Origin of the sequence: Streptomyces sp. NPDC048270 (genome assembly GCF_040652335.1) — a bacterium.
GTDB lineage: Bacteria > Actinomycetota > Actinomycetes > Streptomycetales > Streptomycetaceae > Streptomyces.
Window position 1 is genome coordinate 64,691 of record NZ_JBEZLV010000032.1, and the last position, 20,151, is coordinate 84,841.

22 protein-coding genes are annotated in these 20,151 nt (G+C 71.1%); 13 read left to right on the plus strand and 9 right to left on the minus strand.

The genetic code is table 11. The features are described from left to right. The first annotated feature begins 130 nt into the window (after positions 1 to 130). From pstC to pstB, 3 genes are read left to right on the plus strand one after another with little or no spacing between them, the layout of a single operon-like run. Positions 131 to 1,120 carry a phosphate ABC transporter permease subunit PstC gene (pstC, locus tag AB0D66_RS25400; protein ID WP_362307788.1) on the plus strand — a complete coding sequence of 330 codons (990 nt, stop codon included), beginning with the start codon at positions 131 to 133 and terminating at the stop codon, positions 1,118 to 1,120. Then, the gene (pstA, locus tag AB0D66_RS25405) at positions 1,120 to 2,202 is read left to right on the plus strand and encodes a phosphate ABC transporter permease PstA (RefSeq protein ID WP_362307791.1); all 1,083 of its coding nucleotides are present in this window, start codon (positions 1,120 to 1,122) and stop codon (positions 2,200 to 2,202) included. The genes pstC and pstA overlap by 1 nt, the downstream gene beginning before the upstream one ends. A 30-nt stretch (positions 2,203 to 2,232) precedes the next feature. Continuing rightward, a complete protein-coding gene (gene pstB / locus AB0D66_RS25410) occupies positions 2,233 to 3,009 on the plus strand; it encodes a phosphate ABC transporter ATP-binding protein PstB (protein ID WP_069921240.1) in 777 nt (258 codons plus the stop codon). Between the two features lie 137 nt (positions 3,010 to 3,146). Here pstB and AB0D66_RS25415 read toward each other — a convergent pair whose 3' ends face one another. Together AB0D66_RS25415 and AB0D66_RS25420 are read right to left on the minus strand one after the other, a co-directional pair. Further along, entirely contained in the window at positions 3,147 to 4,145 is a 999-nt protein-coding gene (locus AB0D66_RS25415) for an inorganic phosphate transporter (protein ID WP_362307795.1), read from the minus strand. A gap of 5 nt (positions 4,146 to 4,150) precedes the next feature. Beyond that, on the minus strand, positions 4,151 to 4,771 hold the full coding sequence (locus tag AB0D66_RS25420) for a DUF47 family protein (protein ID WP_033225924.1): 621 nt from the start codon (positions 4,769 to 4,771) through the stop codon (positions 4,151 to 4,153). A 194-nt stretch (positions 4,772 to 4,965) separates the two neighbouring features. Between AB0D66_RS25420 and AB0D66_RS25425 the strand changes: the two genes are divergently transcribed. Then, positions 4,966 to 5,289 carry a metal-sensitive transcriptional regulator gene (locus tag AB0D66_RS25425; protein ID WP_069921238.1) on the plus strand — a complete coding sequence of 108 codons (324 nt, stop codon included), beginning with the start codon at positions 4,966 to 4,968 and terminating at the stop codon, positions 5,287 to 5,289. 72 nt (positions 5,290 to 5,361) lie between these two features. Here AB0D66_RS25425 and AB0D66_RS25430 read toward each other — a convergent pair whose 3' ends face one another. Both AB0D66_RS25430 and AB0D66_RS25435 read right to left on the minus strand, forming a co-directional pair. Continuing rightward, positions 5,362 to 5,517 carry a hypothetical protein gene (locus tag AB0D66_RS25430; protein ID WP_199808149.1) on the minus strand — a complete coding sequence of 52 codons (156 nt, stop codon included), beginning with the start codon at positions 5,515 to 5,517 and terminating at the stop codon, positions 5,362 to 5,364. Between the two features lie 126 nt (positions 5,518 to 5,643). Then, on the minus strand, positions 5,644 to 6,474 hold the full coding sequence (locus tag AB0D66_RS25435; RefSeq protein WP_362307800.1) for a hypothetical protein: 831 nt from the start codon (positions 6,472 to 6,474) through the stop codon (positions 5,644 to 5,646). Positions 6,475 to 6,616: 142 nt separating this feature from the next. Here AB0D66_RS25435 and AB0D66_RS25440 point away from each other — a divergent pair, with 142 nt between their 5' ends. Together AB0D66_RS25440 and AB0D66_RS25445 are read left to right on the plus strand one after the other, a co-directional pair. Further along, a complete protein-coding gene (locus AB0D66_RS25440) occupies positions 6,617 to 6,811 on the plus strand; it encodes a hypothetical protein (protein ID WP_362307803.1) in 195 nt (64 codons plus the stop codon). Positions 6,812 to 6,931: 120 nt separating this feature from the next. Next, positions 6,932 to 7,156 (plus strand): hypothetical protein, encoded by a 225-nt coding sequence (locus AB0D66_RS25445; protein ID WP_362307806.1) that lies wholly within the window; start codon positions 6,932 to 6,934, stop codon positions 7,154 to 7,156. Between the two features lie 131 nt (positions 7,157 to 7,287). Here AB0D66_RS25445 and AB0D66_RS25450 read toward each other — a convergent pair whose 3' ends face one another. The 4 genes from AB0D66_RS25450 to AB0D66_RS25465 all read right to left on the minus strand — a co-directional run bounded on the left by AB0D66_RS25450 (position 7,288) and on the right by AB0D66_RS25465 (position 10,951). Further along, positions 7,288 to 8,028 (minus strand): phosphatase PAP2 family protein, encoded by a 741-nt coding sequence (locus tag AB0D66_RS25450; protein WP_362307809.1) that lies wholly within the window; start codon positions 8,026 to 8,028, stop codon positions 7,288 to 7,290. Between the two features lie 204 nt (positions 8,029 to 8,232). Further along, the gene (locus AB0D66_RS25455) at positions 8,233 to 9,243 is read right to left on the minus strand and encodes an NlpC/P60 family protein (RefSeq protein WP_362307853.1); all 1,011 of its coding nucleotides are present in this window, start codon (positions 9,241 to 9,243) and stop codon (positions 8,233 to 8,235) included. A gap of 43 nt (positions 9,244 to 9,286) precedes the next feature. Then, on the minus strand, positions 9,287 to 10,222 hold the full coding sequence (locus AB0D66_RS25460) for a thioesterase family protein (protein WP_362307812.1): 936 nt from the start codon (positions 10,220 to 10,222) through the stop codon (positions 9,287 to 9,289). Between the two features lie 120 nt (positions 10,223 to 10,342). Continuing rightward, complete coding sequence (locus tag AB0D66_RS25465; RefSeq protein ID WP_362307815.1) at positions 10,343 to 10,951, minus strand: LysE family transporter; 609 nt, start codon at positions 10,949 to 10,951, stop codon at positions 10,343 to 10,345. A 172-nt stretch (positions 10,952 to 11,123) separates the two neighbouring features. Here AB0D66_RS25465 and AB0D66_RS25470 point away from each other — a divergent pair, with 172 nt between their 5' ends. The 7 genes from AB0D66_RS25470 to AB0D66_RS25500 all read left to right on the plus strand — a co-directional run bounded on the left by AB0D66_RS25470 (position 11,124) and on the right by AB0D66_RS25500 (position 19,421). After that, positions 11,124 to 11,966 carry a pentapeptide repeat-containing protein gene (locus AB0D66_RS25470; RefSeq protein ID WP_362307856.1) on the plus strand — a complete coding sequence of 281 codons (843 nt, stop codon included), beginning with the start codon at positions 11,124 to 11,126 and terminating at the stop codon, positions 11,964 to 11,966. Positions 11,967 to 12,293: 327 nt separating this feature from the next. Continuing rightward, positions 12,294 to 12,602: a hypothetical protein gene (locus tag AB0D66_RS25475; protein WP_008742356.1), complete on the plus strand. Its 309-nt coding sequence runs from the start codon at positions 12,294 to 12,296 to the stop codon at positions 12,600 to 12,602. Positions 12,603 to 12,707: 105 nt separating this feature from the next. Continuing rightward, positions 12,708 to 13,517 (plus strand): hypothetical protein, encoded by an 810-nt coding sequence (locus AB0D66_RS25480; protein WP_362307818.1) that lies wholly within the window; start codon positions 12,708 to 12,710, stop codon positions 13,515 to 13,517. Beyond that, a complete protein-coding gene (locus tag AB0D66_RS25485) occupies positions 13,507 to 14,838 on the plus strand; it encodes a hypothetical protein (RefSeq protein ID WP_362307820.1) in 1,332 nt (443 codons plus the stop codon). The genes AB0D66_RS25480 and AB0D66_RS25485 overlap by 11 nt, the downstream gene beginning before the upstream one ends. After that, positions 14,835 to 16,394 (plus strand): SCO6880 family protein, encoded by a 1,560-nt coding sequence (locus AB0D66_RS25490; RefSeq protein ID WP_362307823.1) that lies wholly within the window; start codon positions 14,835 to 14,837, stop codon positions 16,392 to 16,394. The genes AB0D66_RS25485 and AB0D66_RS25490 overlap by 4 nt, the downstream gene beginning before the upstream one ends. 19 nt (positions 16,395 to 16,413) lie before the next feature. Next, the gene (locus AB0D66_RS25495) at positions 16,414 to 17,835 is read left to right on the plus strand and encodes an ATP-binding protein (protein WP_362307826.1); all 1,422 of its coding nucleotides are present in this window, start codon (positions 16,414 to 16,416) and stop codon (positions 17,833 to 17,835) included. 2 nt (positions 17,836 to 17,837) lie between these two features. Further along, positions 17,838 to 19,421: a type VI secretion protein gene (locus tag AB0D66_RS25500; RefSeq protein ID WP_362307829.1), complete on the plus strand. Its 1,584-nt coding sequence runs from the start codon at positions 17,838 to 17,840 to the stop codon at positions 19,419 to 19,421. Between the two features lie 12 nt (positions 19,422 to 19,433). Here AB0D66_RS25500 and AB0D66_RS25505 read toward each other — a convergent pair whose 3' ends face one another. After that, positions 19,434 to 19,988 (minus strand): GNAT family N-acetyltransferase, encoded by a 555-nt coding sequence (locus AB0D66_RS25505; protein WP_362307832.1) that lies wholly within the window; start codon positions 19,986 to 19,988, stop codon positions 19,434 to 19,436. Between the last annotated feature and the right edge of the window lie 163 nt (positions 19,989 to 20,151).

A 20,151-nucleotide genomic window follows, 5' to 3' on the forward strand; every position in this document is an offset into this window, starting at 1 on the left:
TCCCGACCCTCTCGGCGCCGGGCGGATCCCGATCCGGTCCGCCCGGCGCCCGAGAACCCTCCCCCTCCACCCGGGGGGATCCGGTGCACCGCCGCCAGGGGGCCTGCCCCCCACACAGACCGGAAAGACCATGGCTTCCACCACACCCACCCAGATAGACACGGCTCCGCCTGTCTCCAGGAGCAAGGGATCCACCGGCCGCGCCGGTGACAAGATCTTCGCCGGGCTCTCCAAGGGCTCCGGCATCCTGCTTCTGGTGATCATGGCGTCGATCGCCGCCTTCCTCACCTACCGCGCCACGATCGCCCTGTCGAAGAACGAGGGGAACTTCCTCACCACCTTCGACTGGAACGCGTCGGCCAACCCGCCCGTCTTCGGCATCGCCGTCCTGCTCTTCGGCACCGTCGTCAGCTCGATCATCGCGATGGTCATCGCGGTTCCGATCGCCGTCGGCATCGCCCTGTTCATCTCGCACTACGCGCCGCGCAAGCTGGCCGCGCCCCTCGCCTACGTGGTCGACCTGCTGGCCGCCGTGCCGTCGATCATCTACGGCATCTGGGGAGCCCTGTTCCTCGTCCCGCACCTGGCGGGCCTGAACCTGTGGCTCGACGAGTACCTGGGCTGGACCTACGTCTTCGAGAAGACCCAGATCGGCGTGGCCCGCTCGCTGTTCACCGTCGGCATCCTGCTCGCGATCATGATCCTGCCGATCGTGACCAGCGTCAGCCGCGAGGTCTTCCTCCAGGTCCCGCGCATGAACGAGGAGGCCGCCCTGGCCCTCGGCGCGACCCGCTGGGAGGTCATCCGGATGTCCGTGCTGCCCTTCGGCCGCTCCGGTGTCATCTCCGCCTCGATGCTCGGCCTCGGCCGCGCGCTCGGCGAGACCATGGCCGTCGCGACCGTCCTGTCCCCGAGCTTCCTGATCTCGTTCCACGTCCTCAACCCGGGCGGCGGCACCTTCGCGCAGAACATCGCGGCGAAGTTCGACGAGGCCAACGAGTTCGGCCGGGACGCGCTGATCGCCTCCGGTCTGGTCCTCTTCCTGCTCACCCTGCTGGTCAACGGTGCAGCCCGCCTGATCATCGCTCGCCGCAAGGACTTCTCGGGGGCGAACGCCTGATGAGCCACGCACTCCAGGACCAGCGGCCCGCCCGGGCCCCGAAGTCCGCCGCCCCCTCCACCCTCACCCGGGGCGGCCTGCCCCGCTGGGCCCCGACCGGCATCGCGGTCCTCTCGCTCGCCCTCGGCAGCGGCGCCGGCCTCGTCTTCGGCCTCCACAGCAAGGTCCAGTGGGGTCTGATCGCGGCCCTGCTCTTCGTCGCCATCACGTACACCGCCAGCTCGGTCATCGAGAACCGCCGCCAGGCCAAGGACCGCGTCGCGACCTCCGTCGTGTGGGTCTGCTTCGTCCTCGCGGTCATCCCGCTGCTGTCCCTGATGTGGACCACCGTCAGCCGCGGCATCGGGCTCCTCGACGGCAACTTCCTCAGCCACTCGATGAACGGCGTGACCAGCTTCGACCAGGGCGGCGGCGTCTACCACGCCCTGCTCGGCACCATCGAGCAGGTCGCCCTGGCCACCCTGATCGCCGCGCCCATCGGCCTGCTGACCGCCGTCTACCTGGTCGAGTACGGCAAGGGCTCGCTCGCCAGGGCCGTGACCTTCTTCGTCGACGTCATGACCGGCATCCCCTCCATCGTCGCGGGCCTGTTCATCCTGACGACCTGGAACCTGATGCTCGGCTTCGGCCCCTCCGGCTTCGCCGGCGCCATGGCCCTGTCGATCCTGATGATGCCGGTCGTGGTCCGCTCCACCGAGGAGATGCTCAAGCTCGTCCCGAACGAGCTGCGCGAGGCCGCCCTGGCGCTCGGCGTGCCGAAGTGGCGCATGATCCTCAAGGTCGTGCTCCCCACCGCCATCGGCGGCATCTCCACCGGTGTCATGCTGGCCGTGGCGCGCATCGCCGGTGAGACCGCGCCGATCATGCTGCTGGTCTTCGGCTCCCAGCTCATCAACGGCAACCCCTTCGAAGGCGCCCAGTCCTCGCTCCCCCTCTACATTTGGGAGCAGTACAAGGTCGGCAGTGAAGCCTCCTACGACCGGGCATGGGCCGCAGCGCTCGTACTGATCGCCTTCGTCATGATCCTCAATCTGGTGGCCCGCGGCATCGCCCGCTGGAAGGCCCCGAAGACCGGTCGCTGACGCGACTGTATGAAAGCGAAGTGACCCCTCATGGCGAAGCGAATCGACGTCAGCGGACTGTCCGCCTTCTACGGCAGCCACAAGGCCATCGATGACATCTCGATGACCGTGGAGCCCCGCTCCGTGACCGCCTTCATCGGCCCGTCCGGCTGCGGCAAGTCCACCTTCCTGCGCACCCTGAACCGCATGCACGAGGTCACCCCCGGCGGCCGCGTCGAGGGCAAGGTGCTCCTGGACGACGAGAACCTGTACGGCGCCGGCGTGGACCCCGTCGCGGTCCGCCGCACGGTCGGCATGGTCTTCCAGCGTCCGAACCCCTTCCCCACCATGTCGATCTTCGACAACGTGGCGGCGGGCCTGCGCCTGAACGGCTCCTTCAAGAAGTCCGAACTCTCGGACGTCGTGGAGAAGTCCCTCCAGGGCGCCAACCTCTGGAACGAGGTCAAGGACCGCCTGAACAAGCCCGGCTCCGGCCTCTCCGGCGGCCAGCAGCAGCGTCTGTGCATCGCCCGCGCCATCGCGGTCGAGCCGCAGGTCCTGCTGATGGACGAGCCCTGCTCGGCCCTCGACCCGATCTCCACCCTCGCCATCGAGGACCTGATCGGCGAGCTCAAGGAGCGCTTCACGATCGTCATCGTGACGCACAACATGCAGCAGGCGGCCCGCGTCTCGGACCGCACCGCCTTCTTCAACCTCTCCGCGGTCGGCCAGCCCGGCAAGCTCATCGAGATCGACGACACCGACCGGATCTTCTCCAACCCGTCCGTCCAGGCGACCGAGGACTACATCTCGGGCCGCTTCGGCTGAGCCGGCGAGACTCCGCGCGGCCCTGCCGCGCGGCCAGACGTCCTGCGGTGCTGCATGGCGGTGCCACCGCAAGGCGAAAGAAAGAAAAGGGCCGGCTCCCCCTGGGTGGGGGGAGCCGGCCCGCTTTCGTGCGCGTCCTAGACGAAGGCCAGGTTCACGATCCAGAAGCTGACCGCGGCCACCAGGGCCGCGGCCGGCATCGTGATGAACCAGCCCAGGATGATGTTCTTGGCGACGCCCCAGCGCACCGCGTTCACCCGCTTGGTCGCGCCCACGCCCATGATCGCCGAGGTGATCACGTGGGTGGTGGAGATCGGGGCGTGGAAGAGGAACGCCGAGCCGAACATGATCGAGGCACCGGTGGTCTCGGCCGCGAAGCCCTGCGGCGGGTCCAGCTCGATGATCTTGCGGCCGAGCGTGCGCATGATGCGCCAGCCGCCGGCGTACGTGCCCAGCGACAGCATCACGGCGCAGGCGATCTTGACCCAGATCGGGATCGCGGCGTCCGCGGTCTGCACATCGGCGATGACCAGCGCCATCACCACGATGCCCATGGTCTTCTGCGCGTCCTGCAGGCCGTGGCCCAGCGCCATGGCCGCCGCCGAGACCGTCTGCGCGATACGGAAGCCGCGCTTGGCCTTGTGCGGGTTGGCGCGGCGGAACATCCACAGGATGACCACCATCACCAGGTAGCCGGCGACGAGGCCGACCACCGGCGACACGAACATCGGGATGACGACCTTGTCGACCACGCCGTCCCACAGCACCCCGATGCCACCGGCCAGCGCCGCACCCACCATGCCGCCGAACAGCGCGTGCGAGGAGGACGACGGCAGACCGAAGTACCAGGTGATCAGGTTCCAGACGATCGCGCCGACCAGCGCCGCGAAGAGGATCCACATCCCCCGGTTGCCGTGGGGGGTCTCGATCAGGCCCTTGCTGACCGTCTTGGCGACCCCGCTGCCCAGGAAGGCGCCGGCGAGGTTCATCACGGCGGCCATCGCCAGCGCCGCGCGCGGGGTCAGCGCCCGCGTCGAGACGGAGGTCGCGATCGCGTTCGCGGAGTCGTGAAAACCATTCGTATACGTAAAGCCGAGCGCGACACCGATGGTCACGACCAGAGCGAAGGTGTCCACGAGGTTCAGGACTCCTTGACCGCGATGGTCTCCACCGTGTTCGCAACGTGCTCGAACGCGTCGGCCGCCTCTTCGAGCACGTCGACGATCTGCTTGAGCTTCAGCACCTCGATGGCGTCGTACTTGCCGTTGAAGAGCTGGGCGAGCAGCTTGCGGTGGATCTGGTCCGCCTGGTTCTCGAGGCGGTTGACCTCGATCCAGTACTCGGTGAGGTTGTCCATCGTCCGCAGGTGCGGCATGGCCTCGGCGGTCAGCTCGGCCGCCCGCGCCAGCACCTCGATCTGCTGCTCGACGCCCTTGGGGAGCTCCTCCACGTTGTAGAGGACGACCAGGTCGACGGCCTCCTCCATGAAGTCCATGATGTCGTCGAGGGACGAGGCCAGGTTGTAGATGTCCTCGCGGTCGAACGGCGTGATGAAGGAGGAGTTGAGCTGGTGGAAGATCGCGTGGGTCGCGTCGTCTCCCGCGTGCTCCGCAGCCCGCATCCGCTCCGCGATCTCGACCCGGGCGGAGGAGTCCGCTCCGAGCAGTTCCATCAGGAGCTTGGAGCCCGTGACGATGTTGTCCGCGGATGCGGCGAACATGTCGTAGAAGCTCGTCTCCCTGGGGGTCAGACGAAATCGCACGTGAGGTCCTCGGGGTGCATTGGATTCGGTCAGGCTGATGCTAGGCGCATCCCCCGGCCACGGCTAACCGGCAGTTCCCCAGTGTCCTCCATCAGGCAGAGTGAGGACCACGGACCCCTGCCCCCGCGGCCAGGGCCCAGTACCCTATACCCATGAGGGGTATGCACCCCTCGTTCCGGACCACGGGAGGACGCATGACGACCATCGAGGCGGAGGGCTCCCCCGACGGCGGCGCCGTCCACGGCTACCACCACCAGAAGGACGAGCACCTCAAGCGGCTGCGCCGGATCGAGGGCCAGATCCGCGGCCTCCAGCGGCTCGTCGACGAGGACGTCTACTGCATCGACATACTCACCCAGGTCTCGGCGAGCACGAAGGCGCTCCAGTCCTTCGCCCTCCAGCTCCTCGAGGAGCACCTGCGCCACTGCGTGGCCGACGCGGCCGTGAAGGGCGGCGGGGAGATCGACGCGAAGGTCGAGGAGGCCACCAAGGCCATCGCCCGCCTGCTGCGCACCTGACCCCGCCCACGGCCGGGGGTCAGCGGTCCGGGGCCGGTCCGGAGCGGGCGCTCCAGGGGGCGCCGTCAGCGGTCAGCCCGACCAGATGCCCATCAGGACCTCGTCGATCCGGTCCTGGCTGAGCCGCTCCTCCGCGGCCGCCGAGGCCGCGATGATCAACTCGCCGCAGAGCTCGATCTCGGCGAGCGCCACATGATCCTGCACCGTCGTACCGCCTGCGGGAGTCACGCGTGTCACCTCAATCTGCCGTCTTCGGTCTTCGGCGCTCGACTTCTCAGCGTAGGGAGGACACGGGCCGCGGCGCATGACACGGATGGACCATTTCCGGATACCGGCCATGGCCCGACCGCACCGCTACTCGGCGATCTTCCCGGCGTAAATGTCCCCGCTTGCGGGCAATACGACGGTCACCGGCGTCCCGAATCCGTACAGCAGCGTGGTCGACGAGACATCGATCACGCCATTGTTGACGTACGTGAACCGGTGGCGGACCTTCCGCAGCCGCCCCTCCTCGTCCAGGTAGGCGTCGAACGGCACGGTGTCCTTGCTGAACCCTTTCGCCGCCGCCTCCAGCGCCCCCCGGACCTCCGCCGACGCGCTCCCCGCGGCCCGTCCGATGTCGGTGGTCCCCCGGTAGTGCCGCACCTTGGTGCCGGCCACCTCGGTCTCCCCGACGTACGTGACCTCCCGCACGCCGCGCAGCAGCTCGGCCGCGACCAGCGGATCGGTGGCCCCGCCGGTGACCAGGTTCCCGTCGGCGAGGGTCGTCGTGTCGACCCGGACCCACTTGTCGTCGGGCACGCCCGCGCCCCGGTTCTTCATGTAGAGCGCGCCCGGCACCAGCAGCTCGGTGATGGGCCGGTGCTCGGCCTTGCCCTTCACATCGGCCGGGAGCATCACCAGCAGCTGGCCCATCCGGTTCTTGAAGTCGACGCCGCCCTCGCCGCGGATCGTGACCCTGGTCCCGCCGGTGGCCATCTCCATGGCCGTACGGGCCCGGGCGCTGCCCGTCCTCGTCAGCGCGTCGGCGGCCCCGCGGACCACCGCCGCCGCGTCGGCGGGGGGCCGGTCGTCGCCGCCGGGGCCCGCGCACCCGCCCATCGCCGTGACCGCCAGGGTGACGCCGACGGCGAGCACCGCCCCACCCGCACGCTCGCGCGGCCGCCTGTGCTGGTGCACCACCATCGCCTGCCAACCCCCAACGCATGACCGCTGTTTGCCCGAGGCCCCCACCCGCTCCGGTTAACGAGGTCGAGGGTTTCCCGTCACGGCCACACGGCTCCACGACCCGGTCCGGCCCAGGTACCGTGGACGGGTGGACCCGCACATGAGAGCGCCCCTCGCCCTTCCGCTTCCCTCCTCCGTGCCGCACCGGCCACAGCCGCCCACCGCCGGGCACACCACCTCCACCGCCGACCGGGGCTCGTTCTGCCTGGCCGTCTGCACCTGCGGCTGGAAGGGGCCGGCCCGCCGCTCCCGCGACCTGGCCCGCAAGGACGCCGCCCGGCACAGCGCGGGGTAGCCGAGGCACCGGGGACAGCGCGGGCGGCCGGCACGGCCCCGCCGGGCGGCGGCGGCCCGGAGGTCGCCCGTTCGGACGGCCCGGCTGGCCGGGGCCCGCCGGAGCGGATGCCCTTGAGTCATGCCAGGACCCGCAGCCCGCCTCGCGGCCCTTCTCTGGGCCCTGCTCCTCTCGCTGACCCCGGCCGCGGCGGCCTGGGCCCGGCCGGTCGGCTCGGCGGACGGGCCGGCCGACGTGGCGCTGGCCATCGGGCTCACCGCCGCCGCGGCCGTGGCGACCGGCCTGTGGCTGCGCTCCCGCTACCGCCGCGACACCGAGACCGACCCCGACGGCAGCGACCGGTGACCCCCCGGCCCCGCCCGACGGCGGTCCGCCTGTTCTTCGGCGCGGCGGGCCTGTGCCTCGTGGTGGCCCTGCTGCTCTCGGTGTGGAACCCGTCCTAGACCTCCGCCCGGCCGGCCCGGACCCGCAAGGCGCTAGGCGGCGAGGTCGCTCTCGTGCGGCCGCTGTCCGGCCGACGGGGCCTGGGCCTGCGTCAGGTCGACCGGCAGGGGCAGCACCCGGTCCTTGGCCCGTACGAGACGTCCCAGGCGCGGGGAGCCGGCGACCGCCCGCACCACCGGGGTGAGCAGCGCCATCGCGAGCGGCGCGAGCACCAGCACGACGGCGGTGCCGAGCGCGAACCCGCCGATGACGTCGGTGGGGTAGTGGACGCCCGCGTACACCCGGCAGAAGCCTTCGGCGACGGCCAGGGCGATCCCGAGGAGCCCGAGCCTGCGGTGGGCGACGAACAGGCCCACGCCCAGCGCCATCGCGAGGGTGGCGTGGCCGCTGACGAAGGAGAAGTCGGCGCCCGCCAGTTCGGCTCCGAAGCGGGCCCCGGCACCGGTGTCGAGCACCTGGAGCCCCTCGTGCGCCCGGAACGGCCGCGGCCGCCCCACGAATTCGCGCAGCGGCGCGCTCACGAGCAGCGCCAGTCCGGCCGCGAGCGGGGCCCACACCAGCGCCGCGAAGGACTCGACGGCCGTGCTCTCGTCCTGGCGGCGGGCACCGCGCCAGCACCACAGGACCAGCAGCACCAGGGCCAGCGGAATCCCGTACTCACCGACCAGTCCGACCGAGCGGTCCACCCAGTCCGGCGCGCGCAGGGCCAGTCCGTTGATCTCGTACAGCAGGCTGACATCCACATTCGGCCCACCGGTCGTGAGTCCAGCCATGGTGATGCGGCCCCTTGCCCTTGCCGTGGTTCCCCTGCGGGCGCACGCCGGTGTGCGCCCCTTCGCCCCCCGCTTGACCAACCCCCGTGTCCATGGAACGCCCGTTCTGGCAACTACGTTCCACTCTCCACCGAATGATCACTGCAACGTTATCGAAGAGAGACTCGTCGTCGCAGCTCAGGGCCTGGGCTTAACGGAGCGTGGCTAGGGCGCCCGGCTCGCCCCAACTCGCTCCGGAAGAGCCTCCGCACCGTCCTTCGTCACACGCGTCGCACCGAAGTAGTCAGGCGTGTCGATCTTATCGAAGCGGATCACGGCGCCGGTGTACGGGGCGTTGATCATGTAGCCGCCCCCCACGTACAGCCCGACGTGCCGAATCTCCCGCGAATTCGTCAGATCATCGGAGAAGAACACCAGGTCGCCGGGGAGCAGTTGGTCCCGCGAAGGATGCGGACCGGCGTTGTACTGGTCGTTCGCCACGCGCGGCAGCTGGATGCCGACCGTCTCGTACGCGGCCTTCGTCAGCCCCGAGCAGTCGAAGCGCCCGTCCTGGTCGGGCGTCCCGTTGCCGCCCCACAGGTACGGCGTGCCCAGCTGCTTCTGCGCGAAGTAGATGGCCCCGGCGGCCTGTTGCGAGGGAGCGACCCGCCCGACGGGCCGGGCGAAGCTCTTCGCGAGCGTCGTGATCGTCTTCACGTAGCCCTGGGTCTCCTTGTACGGCGGCACGCCCCCGTACTTGATGACCGCGTAGGCCCCCGCGTTGTAGGCGGCCAGCATGTTCGACGTCGCGTCACCCGGCACGCCCGCCACGTCCTTGGCCAGCTGGCAGTCGTACGAGGCCGCCGAGGGGATCGCATCGCTCGGGTCCCAGATGTCCCGGTCCCCGTCCCCGTCGCCGTCGATGCCGTGGCCCGCCCACGTACCCGGGATGAACTGCGCGATGCCGCGCGCGTCCGCCGGGCTGACCGCGCTCGGGTTCCAGCCGCTCTCCGAGTACAGCTGGGCGGCGAGCAGCGCCGGGTTGATGGCCGGGCACAGATTGCCCCACTTCTCCACCAGCGCCTGGTACTTGGCGGGCACCGCCCCCTTCGCGAGCCCCACGGCACGGCCGCCCGCCCCGGCGGCCCCGACCAGGCCCGCGGCGGCCGAGTACGTCCCCACGACGAGCAGCGCCACGAAGGTCAGACACAGCCCGATCCCGATCCCACCGGCCATCCAGAATCTGCGCACCCGTCAACCCTCCCCCATCCCCGTCACTTCAACGTGTGATTCGGCCGTGTCGCACGCCCCGCCACCCCGCTCGGAGACCCGAACAGTCGATGCGGCGCGCGTCACCGACCCATCCTCGACGCCGCCGAAGTCCACCGTCCAGTCCGCACGGGCGGCGGCCGGGGGCACGCACTACCGCGGAGCGACGAACAAGCTCTGCGCGCTGCGCCCGATGGGGCCCTTCTCGTCGTGCAGCCGGGCATCGACCAGGCCGATGCCGGCCGCGTCCACGGCGGTACGGGATTCCACAGGCCCACTCGCCGACCGGATGGCGGTGCAGATGGACCGTCAGATCACCGTTGACGAAGACGAACCGGCCGTAGTCCAGCACGGAGCTGATGCCGTTGCCGGAGTCCGCGGCGACCAGCACCCGGTCCAGCGGACGGATCTCCTCCCCGGCCACGAGCGGGACCCTCATCCGCATCCAGCAGGTGCCGGGCCCCAGCTCCACGAAGGCGCCCTCGGTGAACCGAGCCTCCATGGCCGTGTGGTAGCCGGCCTCCCACGGCACCGGGAAGAACGGCACCGCCCCGGCCTCCCCGGGCGGCGGCACCTGCGGCCCCGGCACCACGGCCGGCACCGCCTCCTCGGCCACCCTGATGCGCAGGGCCCGCGCCACCATCACCGGCGCCGCCCCGCCCGCCGGAGTGAGGGAGGCCTCGACCACCTCGGTACCGCGGCCCGCCCGCAGCACGCTGGTGGCGACCTCCAGGGCGCCGATCGGCACCGGCCGCAGGATCTCGTACGTGATCCGGGCGATCCGCATGCCGGCGCGGGCGTCCGACCGCTCCTCGACGGCCCGGCCGAGCAGCGCGGCCGGCGGGCCCGCGTGCTGCGCACCCGGGTCCCACGGCCCGCGCGTGTACTCCGTGGCCAGGAACCGGCCGGCGTCCACCCGCTCGAAGAACCCCTCCACAGCACCCATGACACCCACGCTACCCACAGGTAACCCCGCGCCACCAGCCCCGGGGAAGGCGGCCGCCGGCCCCGCCACCCCTCGCCTCAGCGGGGGGAAAGGCGGCCGCCGGCCCCCGCCCCCCTCGCCTCAGCGGGCGAACCCGAGCCCCACGCCCAGCCCCACCAGCACCGACCCGATGGCCCGGTTCAATGCCTTCTGCGCCTTCAGCATCCGGTCCCGCAGCCGGGAGTTGGAGAAGAACAGCGCCACCGCCCCGAACCAGCCCAGGTGCGCGGCCGACATGAACAGCCCGTAGCCGGCCTGCTGCCACACCGGGGTGTCCGGGTTGACCACCTGGGTGAAGGTCGACACCACGAACAGCGTCGTCTTCGGGTTGAGCACATTGGTCAGGAACCCCGACCGCATCGCCCCGAGCCGGGTCAGCCGCGGCTTGGACTCCAGGTCCACGGTCACCTCGGCCCGTGCCCGGAAGGTCCGTATGCCGATCCACACCAGATAGGCCGCCCCCGCCAGCTTGATCACCGTGAACAGGGTGGTGGAGGAGGCGATCAGCAGACCGACCCCGAGCATCGTGTAGGAGACGTGGACCAGGACACCCGCCGCGACCCCGGCGGCGGCGAACAGCCCGGTGGGCCGCCCGTACAGGTAGCTGTTGCGGACCACCATGGCGAAATCCGCGCCGGGACTGATCACGGCGAGCAGCGTGATGACGGCGACTGCGATCACTTCTGTCATGGGCCGATGCTCACCTTCCGCCCACCCCGGATCAAGCCCGTCCGCTCCTCTCCCGCTCGAGAACCGACCTCGCCCGGCCCCCGCGCACCGACCGCCGCACCCCCGGCGAACCCCGCCCCGGGCACGCCCCCGCCGCCGTCCGGATGCGGCCCACCGCCCCCGACCGGTGACAATGGAGCACGTGTCCACGCCCCTCCCCCAGCCCCCGGCCCTCCCCGTCCTCCAGGCGGACTGCTCGAACTGCTTCGCGCTGTGCTGCGTCGCCCTCCCCTTCGCCAAGTCCAACGACTTCGCCGTGAACAAGCCCGCCGGGACCCCCTGCAAGAACCTGCGGGCGGACTTCCGCTGCGGGATCCACACCCGGCTGCGCGACTCGGGCTTCCAGGGCTGCACCGTCTTCGACTGCTTCGGCGCGGGCCAGCAGGTGTCCCAGGTCACCTTCGGCGGCCGCGACTGGCGCACCCACCCCGAGACCCGGGCCGAGATGTTCGACGCCTTCCCGGTGATGCGGCAGCTGCACGAGCTCCTCTTCTACGTCGCCGAGGCCCTGACCCTCCCGGCCGCCGCCCCCCTCCGCGCACAGCTCCGGGACGCCCTGGCGGAAACCTCCGCGCACACCCGCGCGGACGCGGCCGCCCTCGCGGACCTGGACGTCGGCGCCCTCCGCCAGAAGATCAACACCCTGCTCCTGAAGACCAGCGAACTCGTCCGGGCCAAAGTGCCGGGCCGCAAGAAGAACCACCGCGGAGCCGACCTGATGGGCGCCCGCCTCACCGGCGCGGACCTGCGCGGCGCGAACCTGCGCGGCGCCTACCTGATCGCCGCCGACCTCAGCCGCGCCGACCTCCGCACGGCCGACCTCATCGGCGCGGACTTCCGCGACGCCGACCTGCGAGGGGCGGACCTGCGCGACGCCCTCTTCCTCACCCAGGCCCAACTGAACGCGGCCCAGGGCTCCCCCGGCACCCGCATCCCCCCGCACCTCGCCCGCCCGGCCCACTGGACCCAGAACTGACGGACTATCGGACATACCGGGCCGAAGTCACCGCACGACACGCCAACCACTGAGCCGAACGGCGGCCACTCACCCCACCCCCCGTACGCCGAGACGACAATCATTGCCCGGCGTCACCCCCCGTGATACACAGAGTGACCATACGTTCTTTCGCATACACACCGCAGCTGCGCAGGTCAGAGCGCAGAGGCGGAACACACGCCGGGAGATCGGGTAAAGAGAGCCGTCAAGTCGACGACGGCGGCGGTTTCATCAGCGAAGATAGTGCGTGACCCCTGCCGTCGGGCACGGGCTTCCGGAACTACCCATACAGGGGCGGTGAGTTACATGATCCTGGCAGCCGAAAAGGGCGACATCACCACCATCATCGGCGGAATCGCCCCGAACTGGGGGCCGTTCGGCAGTCTCGGCAACGAAGCGAAGGTCATGATCGAGGTGGTCATGGCCGTGGCGATCCTCCTCTGCCTGGGCATCGCCATCTGGGGCGCGGCCAAACAGCGCATCGGCGCGACCGCCCTGCGCGACACGTTCAGCGCCGAACAGGGCAAGGGCCTGATCGTGGCCGGCCTCACGGGCGTCTTCATCATCGGCTCGCTGGGCACCCTCTTCACCATCGTCTACGGAATGGCCGTCTAGCCGGTCCACCGCGGCCGCACCGCCGGACCTGATGAGGAATCACCACACCGCACCTACGCGGGAACCAGCACTACCGTCGTACGACGCGGAGGGGGCCGAAACGGAATGAGCAGCGAGGACCAGTACGGAGGCACGGGCCAGACCCGCACCCGCCTCCCGGACTCCCCCGCCGACCCGTACGGCCCCACCCGCCGCGCCCCGCGCACCCCCCGCAGCCTCATCACCGTGGTCGGCGTGGTGGTCCTCCTGATCGCGGCCATCGCGTTCGCGAACCAGGGCCCGGACACCCCCACCCCACCCCCCACGGACAACGCCCCGTCCACCACGTCGACGTCCGCAACGGGCACGACCCCGGTCCCGGGCAAGAACGGCACCATCCCCAAGGGCTTCGCCCACGACGAACAGGGCGCCCAGTCGGCCGCGGCCAACTACGCCGTGGCGCTCAGCTCGGACGGCATGTTCGACGCTGCCCGCAGACGCGCCATCGTGCAGAGCGTCTACCTGCCCGACGTGGCCGCCTCGCGTCAGAGCGATCTCGACAAGGTCTACGCCGACCAGGAGTTCCTGGCCCGCATCGGACTCGAGGCCGGCGGCAAGGCCCCCAAGGGAATGACCTTCATCTCCCGCGTGAACCCGGTGGGCACGAAGGTCGAGAAGTTCAGCGGCGACACCGCCTCCGTCTCCGTCTGGTACTCGGCACTGTTCGGCCTCGCGGGCGAGGGCTCGAAGAACCCGGTGTCCGAGAGCTGGTACACGAACACGTTCGAGCTCCGCTGGCTCAACGGCGACTGGCGGGTCGCGGACTTCACGCAGAAGGACGGCCCCGCTCCGGTGGGCCGGGACCAGGCCGCTGCCTCGGCGGAAGAGATGGCCGCCGCGGTGTCACAGTTCGGGGGACTCACCTATGCGCGCTGACCATCGCGTCCTGTCCCTCACGGCCGTCGCGGCGACCGTGCAGACCATCGCCGTACTCCTGGCTACCCGCGCGGTAGCGGCTCCCACCCCGTCCCCCACCCCGCCCCCGGGCGCCACGCCCAGCCCGCAGGCGAGCAACAACCCCTGCGACCTGATCCGAGGCCCCGCCAAGGACTACTGCGAGCGCGGCGAAGGCGCCTCGACCGGCCGCGCCCCAGGCCTGGCGCCCAGCGACCCCGCCGACGCCCTCAACCCCCTCGCCTCCCTGGCCAAGGGCTGCGCCGACGCCGCCGCCTGGATCGTCGGCAAGCTCAGCGAAGCGGTCAACGGCAGCGCCAACGTCGACTTCACCAACGCCACCTTCCTCAAGCAGTACGCCGTCGTCTTCGCCGCCTCCACCATCCTCACGCTCGTCCTCTGGCTCTTCGCCGTCGCCAAGCGAGCCCTCCGCGGCGTCCCCCTCACCACCGCCCTCTCCGAGGCGATCGGCTTCCTCTGGCTCACCGTCCTCGCCTCCGCCTTCACCCCCCTGATCCTCTACACCGTCGTCTCCGCCACCGACGGCGTCACCGAGGTCATCGCCTCCGCCGCCGGCGGCCAGACCGACGTCTTCTTCGGCTCCTTCTCCGAAGCCCTGAAGAAGGGCGACGACATCGGCGGCGGTCCGATCATGCTGATCGTGGTCTCCCTCGTCACCGTCCTCGCCGCCGGCATCCTCTTCCTCGAGCTGTTCATCCGCGCCGCCCTCCTCTACGTCGGCGCCCTCCTCGGCGTCGTCGTCTACGCGGGCCTCGTCGACCGGAACCTCTGGGGCCACGTCCGCCGCTGGGCGGGCATCATGATCGCCGTCATCCTCGTGAAGCCGGTCATCGTCATCGTCCTCGGCCTCGCCGGAGCCCTCGCCGGCGAGAAGGGCCCCGACGCCTTCTCCGCCGTCGTCACCGGCCTCGCCATCATCCTCCTGGCGATCTTCGCCTCCGCGATGATCTACCGCTTCGTCCCCGGCTTCGGCGACGAGATCGCCTCCGCGCGCTCCAACCGCAGCAAGGCCACCGACGGCGCCCAGGCAGCCGCCGTCATCAGCTCCCCCGCCTCCCTCGTCTCGCAGGGCATCAAGACCCACAGCAGCCGCGGCGCCCACCGCGGAGGCGACGGCGGCGGCAGCACGCCCCGCCCCGCCAACCCCCTCTCCGGAGGCGTGGCCGCCCACAGCAGCCGCCCCACCTCCGGCGGCGGCGCCGGCGGCGGATCTGTCCCCTCCGCCGCACCCGCACCCCGCACGAGCTCGAGCACGAGGAACACAGGAGGTGACGGGCGTTGACGACCCAGTCCCACCAGATGCACCCGGTCGCGCCCCGCCGCACGTATCTCATCGGCCGGGCCCGGCCGAACGCGATCGTCGGCAAGAACCGCGAGACCGGGGAGATCGCCCTGATCATCGCCGGGGCGTTCATCGGCATGATGAGCGGACTGCTCGTCCCCGACCTCACCCTGCGCATCGTCAGCCTCGCCGGCTTCCCCATGCTCGCGCTCGCCGCCGTGTACGTCCCGTACAAGGGCCGCACCTTCTACCGCTGGTTCGAGATCAGCCGCAGCTACAAGCGCACCCTGCGCCGCGGCACGGCCTACCGCTCGGGCGCCATGGAAGCCGGCGTACGGGGCTCCGGCCGCGAGGTCGAGGTCGGCCCGCCCCCCGGCATCGGCCGCATCAGCTGGCTCGCCGCCCCCTTCGGCCCCGACGAGATCGCCGTACTCCTCCACGCCGACCGCAGAACGGTCACCGCCGCCATCGAGATCGAGGGCCCCGGCGTCGGCCTGCGCGACAGCGAGGACCAAGAAGCCCTCGTCGACCGCTTCGGCACCCTCCTCAAGCACGTGGCCAATGGCGACGGCTTCGTCACCCGCCTGCAGATGCTCGCCCGCACCCTGCCCGCCGACCCCGACGCCCACGCCAAGGACGTCGCCCAGCGCGGCGACACCCGGGCCCCCGGCTGGCTGCGCGACTCCTACGACCAGCTCCAGTCGATGGTGTCCACCTCCTCCGAGCAGCACCGCGCCTACCTCGTCGCCTGCATGCACTACACCCGCGAACTCGCCGCCGAGGCCCACACCATCGCCCGCGCCGCCACCCCCCACAAGGGCCGCAAGCTCGACCGCGACGCCGGCCTCGCCATCGTCATGGCCCGCGAGCTCACCGACATCTGCGCCCGCCTCGCCGAAGCCGACATCCGCGTCCGCCAGCCCCTCGGCCAGGGCCGCCTCGCCTCCCTCGTGCACTCCATGTACGACCCGGACCACCCCATCGACCACATCCAGGCCATGACCAAGCGCAACGCCTGGCCCGCCGAACTCGACGCGGTGGAACCCACCTACCTCCAGGCCAAGACCCGCGAGTCCTCCACCCGCGCCCCCTGGTGCCACGCCACCGCGTGGGTGAAGGAATGGCCCATGACCCCCGTCGGCGTCAACTTCCTCGCCCCCCTCCTCGTCCACACCCCCGACGTCATCCGCACCGTCGCCGTCACCATGGACCTGGAGCCCACCGAGGTGGCCATCGAGCGGATGCTCACCGAGAAGACCAACGACGAGGCCGACGCCTCCCGCGCCGCCAAGATGAACCGCACCGTGGACCCCCGCGACATCGCCGCCCACGGCCGGCTCGACCAGAGGGGTGAAGATCTCGCCAGCGGCGCTGCCGGGGTCAACCTCGTCGGGTACATCACGGTGTCCTCGCGTTCACCGGAGGCCCTCGCCCGCGACAAGCGCACCATCCGCGCCTCCGCCGGCAAGTCCTACCTGAAGCTCGAATGGTGCGACCGCGAGCACCACCGCGCCTTCGTCAACACCCTGCCGTTCGCCACCGGCATCCGACGCTAGCTGGAGGGAAGTGCCGCCCATGCGAGATCCCATGACAGCGCTGACGGACGCCTTCACCAGCTTCCTCTTCGGCAAAGTCGAAACCACGCGCCTGCCCGTACGCACCTCCACCGGGCAGGCGCAGGCCGTCTACCTGCCCACCGCCGCCCCCGGACTCGGCGACTCCGGCGTCATCATCGGCCGCGAGGTCTACAGCGGCAAGGGGTACATCTACGACCCCTTCCAGCTGTACGGCCAACAGCTCCCGGCCCCCCACTGGCTGGTCCTCGGCGAATCCGGCAACGGCAAGTCCGCCCTGGAGAAGACCTACGTCCTGCGCCAGCTCCGCTTCAAGGACCGCCAGGTCGTCGTCCTCGACGCCCAGGGCGAAGACGGCGTCGGCGAATGGAACCTCATCGCCCAGCAGCTGGGGATAACCCCCATCCGCCTGGACCCCATCGCGGCCAACGACGACGGGATCCGCCTCAACCCCCTCGACCCGGCGATCACCACGACCGGACAGCTCGCGCTGCTCCGGACCATCATCGAGGTCGCCATGGGCCACGGCCTCGACGAGCGCGCCGGCTTCGCCCTCAAGGTCGCCCACGCCTACGTCGTCGACGCCATCCGCGACCGCCAGCCCGTCCTCACCGACATCGTGGAACAACTGCGCCACCCCGAAGCCGAATCCGCCCTCGCGATGAACGTCGACATAGACGACGTACGGGCCTGGGGCCTCGACGTGGCCCTGGTCCTCGACCGCCTCGTCGACGGCGACCTGCGCGGCATGTTCGACGGCCCGACCACCGTCGGCATCGACCTCGACGCGCCCCTGATCGTCTTCGACCTCTCCCACATCGACCGCAACTCCATCGCGATGCCGATCCTCATGGCGATCGTCGGCGTCTGGCTGGAGCACACCTGGATCCGGCCCGACCGCAAGAAGCGCATCTTCCTCGTCGAAGAGGCCTGGCACATCATCAACAGCCCCTTCGTCGCCCAGCTGTTCCAGCGCCTCCTGAAGTTCGGCCGCCGCCTCGGCCTGTCCTTCGTCGCCGTCGTCCACCACCTCTCCGACGTCGTCGACGGCGCGGCCGCACGCGAAGCAGCGGCCATCCTGAAGATGGCCTCGACCCGCACCATCTACGCCCAGAAGGCCGACGAGGCACGCGCCACCGGCCTGGTCCTCGGCCTGCCCCGCTGGGCGGTGGAGATCATCCCCACCCTCACCCCCGGCATCGCCGTCTGGGACGTCAACGGCAACGTCCAAGTGGTCAAACACCTGATCACCGAGGCCGAACGCCCCCTCGTCTACACCGACCGCGCCATGACCGAGTCCTCGGTGCCCAACCAGCTCCCGGACGAACTCCTCGCCGCCGAACTCGAGGCGGAGGAACGCGCCCTGTCCATCGAACGCCGCCGCGGCAACGGCGGCCCGGGTTCCGCGACCACGGTGGCCTGACCATGCACGACGCACGACGCACGGAGCCCCCCGCCCGCGCCGGGGGCGTGCCGGACGGCCTGCTGGTCGGCCTGCTGGCCTTCCTCCTCGGCCTCGCCCTCCTGGTCTGGTCGGCAACCGGCCTAGCCGCGCTCTTCACCAAGGGCGCCTGGCCGGACACGGTCACCTTCACCCGCACCCCGGAGGCCGTCCGCGCCCTGATAGCGCAACCGCACGACCTCCCGGGCGCCTGGCCCGACACCGATCCGGCGGCCCTCTCCGGCTGGGGCCTGTTCTGGGGCCTGTTCCTCAGCCAGCTCCTGGTGCTGTTCGTCCTCACCGTCTTCGCCATCGGCGTGATCGCCCGCACCAAGTCCCGCCGCGCCCTGGCAAGACAGGCCGCCGCCGAGACCCCCGTACCGTACGAGCCCCCGCCCGCGGCCCCGGCCCACGAGCCCCGGCCCCCCACCCGGGCGGCCGAACCCGCCCCGGCCCCGGCAACCGCCCACAAGGCCCCGCCCTACGTCCCCGCCCCCGCCCAGGCACTCGCCGCGGCCCCGGTCACCGCACCCCAGACCACACCGGCCACACCAGCCGCCGCCCCCGTCCGCGCGGACCGTACGGCCGCCCCCTCGGACGAGGCCTACCGCTACGGCTTCGGCTACGCCCCGGCGCCCCCCGCCCTCGCCGCACCGCAGCCGCGCATGGCCTACGCCGGCCCCGCCGAGCGCCTGCGGCTGGCCGCCCAGGCCATCGCCGCGGCGGAGGGCGCCGCCCTGATCACGACCTCCTCGCCCACCCTGTGGGCCGAGACCAAGGACGCCCGCGCCAAACTCGGCCCGGTCCTCCTCTACGACCCCTCGCACCTGTGCGACACCCCGGCCCGCATGCACTGGAACCCGGCCGAGGGCTGCGCCGACCGTGAGACCGCCGCCGCCCGCGCCATCGCCCTGCTGGCCCCCGTACGGCCCCAGGCCCGGATGGACGCCGCGGTCGCCGACACCGCGCAGACCCTGCTCCGCAGCTGGCTCCAGGCGGCCGCCCTCGACGACCGCCCCTTCAAGCAGCTCCACCGCTGGACCCAGGGCAACAGCGCCCAGGACCCGGTCCGCATCCTGCGCACCCACCCCCAGGCGGCCCCCGGCGCCGCCGGCGAACTGGAGAGCGCCCTCACCGCCCATCCCGAACGCCGCGAACTGGCCCAGCACCTGACGGCCCGGGCCCTCGCCTGCCTGACCTCGATCCACATCCGCGAGGCCTGCAATCCGAACCGAACGGATTCGCTCACATTGGCTTCGTTCGTCACCGAGGGGGGCACCCTCTACATGGTGGGCGAACCTCTGGAAGACCCCCGCACCCACCCGGGTGCGATGCCCTTGCTCACCGCACTCGCCGCTGACGTGGTCGAGCACGGCCGCCGCATGGCCGCACGGTCATCCCACGGTCGGCTCGACCCACCACTCACGCTCGTCCTGGACGACATCGCCGCGGTCGCCCCGATCCCCCAGCTCCCGGAGCTCCTCACGGACGAGACGCTCCCCCTGCTCGCCCTGTGCCGCAGCCGCGAGCAGGCCCGCTCCCGCTGGCCGGAAGCAGACCTCCCCTGAATCCACGGCCCGTCAGGGCCTCGGGAACGCGTACTCCAGCTCCTTGGCGGACGGATCCGCCGGCACGGGCACCACGTTCCCGGTCGCCTCGAAACCGAACCGCCGGTAGAAGGCCGCGGCCCGCGCGTTCTCCCCGTGCACGAAGAGCCGTACGCGCTCCAGCGCCGGCTCCTCCAGCGACCAGCACCACTCCAGTGCGGCCTGGAAAAGCCCCTCGGTCAGCCCGGTCCCGCGCTGCTCCGGCCGTACGAACACACCGACCAGATGCCCCTGGGCCCGCTCGATGTGCTGGTCGAAGATGTCGGTGGTACCGCTCTCCTCGACCAGCACCGTCACCGACCCGGCCCACTCCCCGCCGGGCCCCTCGGCCACGAACTGCCGCGCCGCCCGCCCGTGCGAAGCCCCCTCGGCACGCGCCTGCCAGAACGCGTCGGACCGGCCCTCGGCCTCCGCCACGCTCTCGAGGAACGCCACCGAAGCCGCCGGGTCCTTCAGCGCGACGATCCGCAGCTCCTTGACCTTGGCCCACTCGTCGCCCCGTACCGGACGTATCACGTACTGATTCATGCTCAGAGATCCTAATGCCGGCCATGGAGCCGTAAACGCAGAAAAGCCCCGCACCGAGCCCGAAAGGGCTGGTGCGGGGCTTCCCGCAATGATTGTTCGGCGGCGTCCTACTCTCCCACAGGGTCCCCCCTGCAGTACCATCGGCGCTGAAAGGCTTAGCTTC

What these genes read in the sequence shown, in the direction of transcription:
- pstC (WP_362307788.1), top strand. Translation starts at nt 131, where the DNA reads ATGGCTTCCACCACACCCACCCAGATAGACACGGCTCCGCCTGTCTCC.
- pstA (WP_362307791.1), top strand. Translation starts at nt 1,120, where the DNA reads ATGAGCCACGCACTCCAGGACCAGCGGCCCGCCCGGGCCCCGAAGTCC.
- pstB (WP_069921240.1), top strand. Translation starts at nt 2,233, where the DNA reads ATGGCGAAGCGAATCGACGTCAGCGGACTGTCCGCCTTCTACGGCAGC.
- AB0D66_RS25425 (WP_069921238.1), top strand. Translation starts at nt 4,966, where the DNA reads ATGACGACCATCGAGGCGGAGGGCTCCCCCGACGGCGGCGCCGTCCAC.
- AB0D66_RS25435 (WP_362307800.1), bottom strand. Translation starts at nt 6,474, where the DNA reads ATGGTGGTGCACCAGCACAGGCGGCCGCGCGAGCGTGCGGGTGGGGCG.
- AB0D66_RS25440 (WP_362307803.1), top strand. Translation starts at nt 6,617, where the DNA reads ATGAGAGCGCCCCTCGCCCTTCCGCTTCCCTCCTCCGTGCCGCACCGG.
- AB0D66_RS25445 (WP_362307806.1), top strand. Translation starts at nt 6,932, where the DNA reads ATGCCAGGACCCGCAGCCCGCCTCGCGGCCCTTCTCTGGGCCCTGCTC.
- AB0D66_RS25450 (WP_362307809.1), bottom strand. Translation starts at nt 8,028, where the DNA reads ATGGCTGGACTCACGACCGGTGGGCCGAATGTGGATGTCAGCCTGCTG.
- AB0D66_RS25455 (WP_362307853.1), bottom strand. Translation starts at nt 9,243, where the DNA reads ATGGCCGGTGGGATCGGGATCGGGCTGTGTCTGACCTTCGTGGCGCTG.
- AB0D66_RS25460 (WP_362307812.1), bottom strand. Translation starts at nt 10,222, where the DNA reads ATGGGTGCTGTGGAGGGGTTCTTCGAGCGGGTGGACGCCGGCCGGTTC.
- AB0D66_RS25465 (WP_362307815.1), bottom strand. Translation starts at nt 10,951, where the DNA reads ATGACAGAAGTGATCGCAGTCGCCGTCATCACGCTGCTCGCCGTGATC.
- AB0D66_RS25470 (WP_362307856.1), top strand. Translation starts at nt 11,124, where the DNA reads ATGGAGCACGTGTCCACGCCCCTCCCCCAGCCCCCGGCCCTCCCCGTC.
- AB0D66_RS25475 (WP_008742356.1), top strand. Translation starts at nt 12,294, where the DNA reads ATGATCCTGGCAGCCGAAAAGGGCGACATCACCACCATCATCGGCGGA.
- AB0D66_RS25480 (WP_362307818.1), top strand. Translation starts at nt 12,708, where the DNA reads ATGAGCAGCGAGGACCAGTACGGAGGCACGGGCCAGACCCGCACCCGC.
- AB0D66_RS25485 (WP_362307820.1), top strand. Translation starts at nt 13,507, where the DNA reads ATGCGCGCTGACCATCGCGTCCTGTCCCTCACGGCCGTCGCGGCGACC.
- AB0D66_RS25495 (WP_362307826.1), top strand. Translation starts at nt 16,414, where the DNA reads ATGCGAGATCCCATGACAGCGCTGACGGACGCCTTCACCAGCTTCCTC.
- AB0D66_RS25500 (WP_362307829.1), top strand. Translation starts at nt 17,838, where the DNA reads ATGCACGACGCACGACGCACGGAGCCCCCCGCCCGCGCCGGGGGCGTG.
- AB0D66_RS25505 (WP_362307832.1), bottom strand. Translation starts at nt 19,988, where the DNA reads ATGAATCAGTACGTGATACGTCCGGTACGGGGCGACGAGTGGGCCAAG.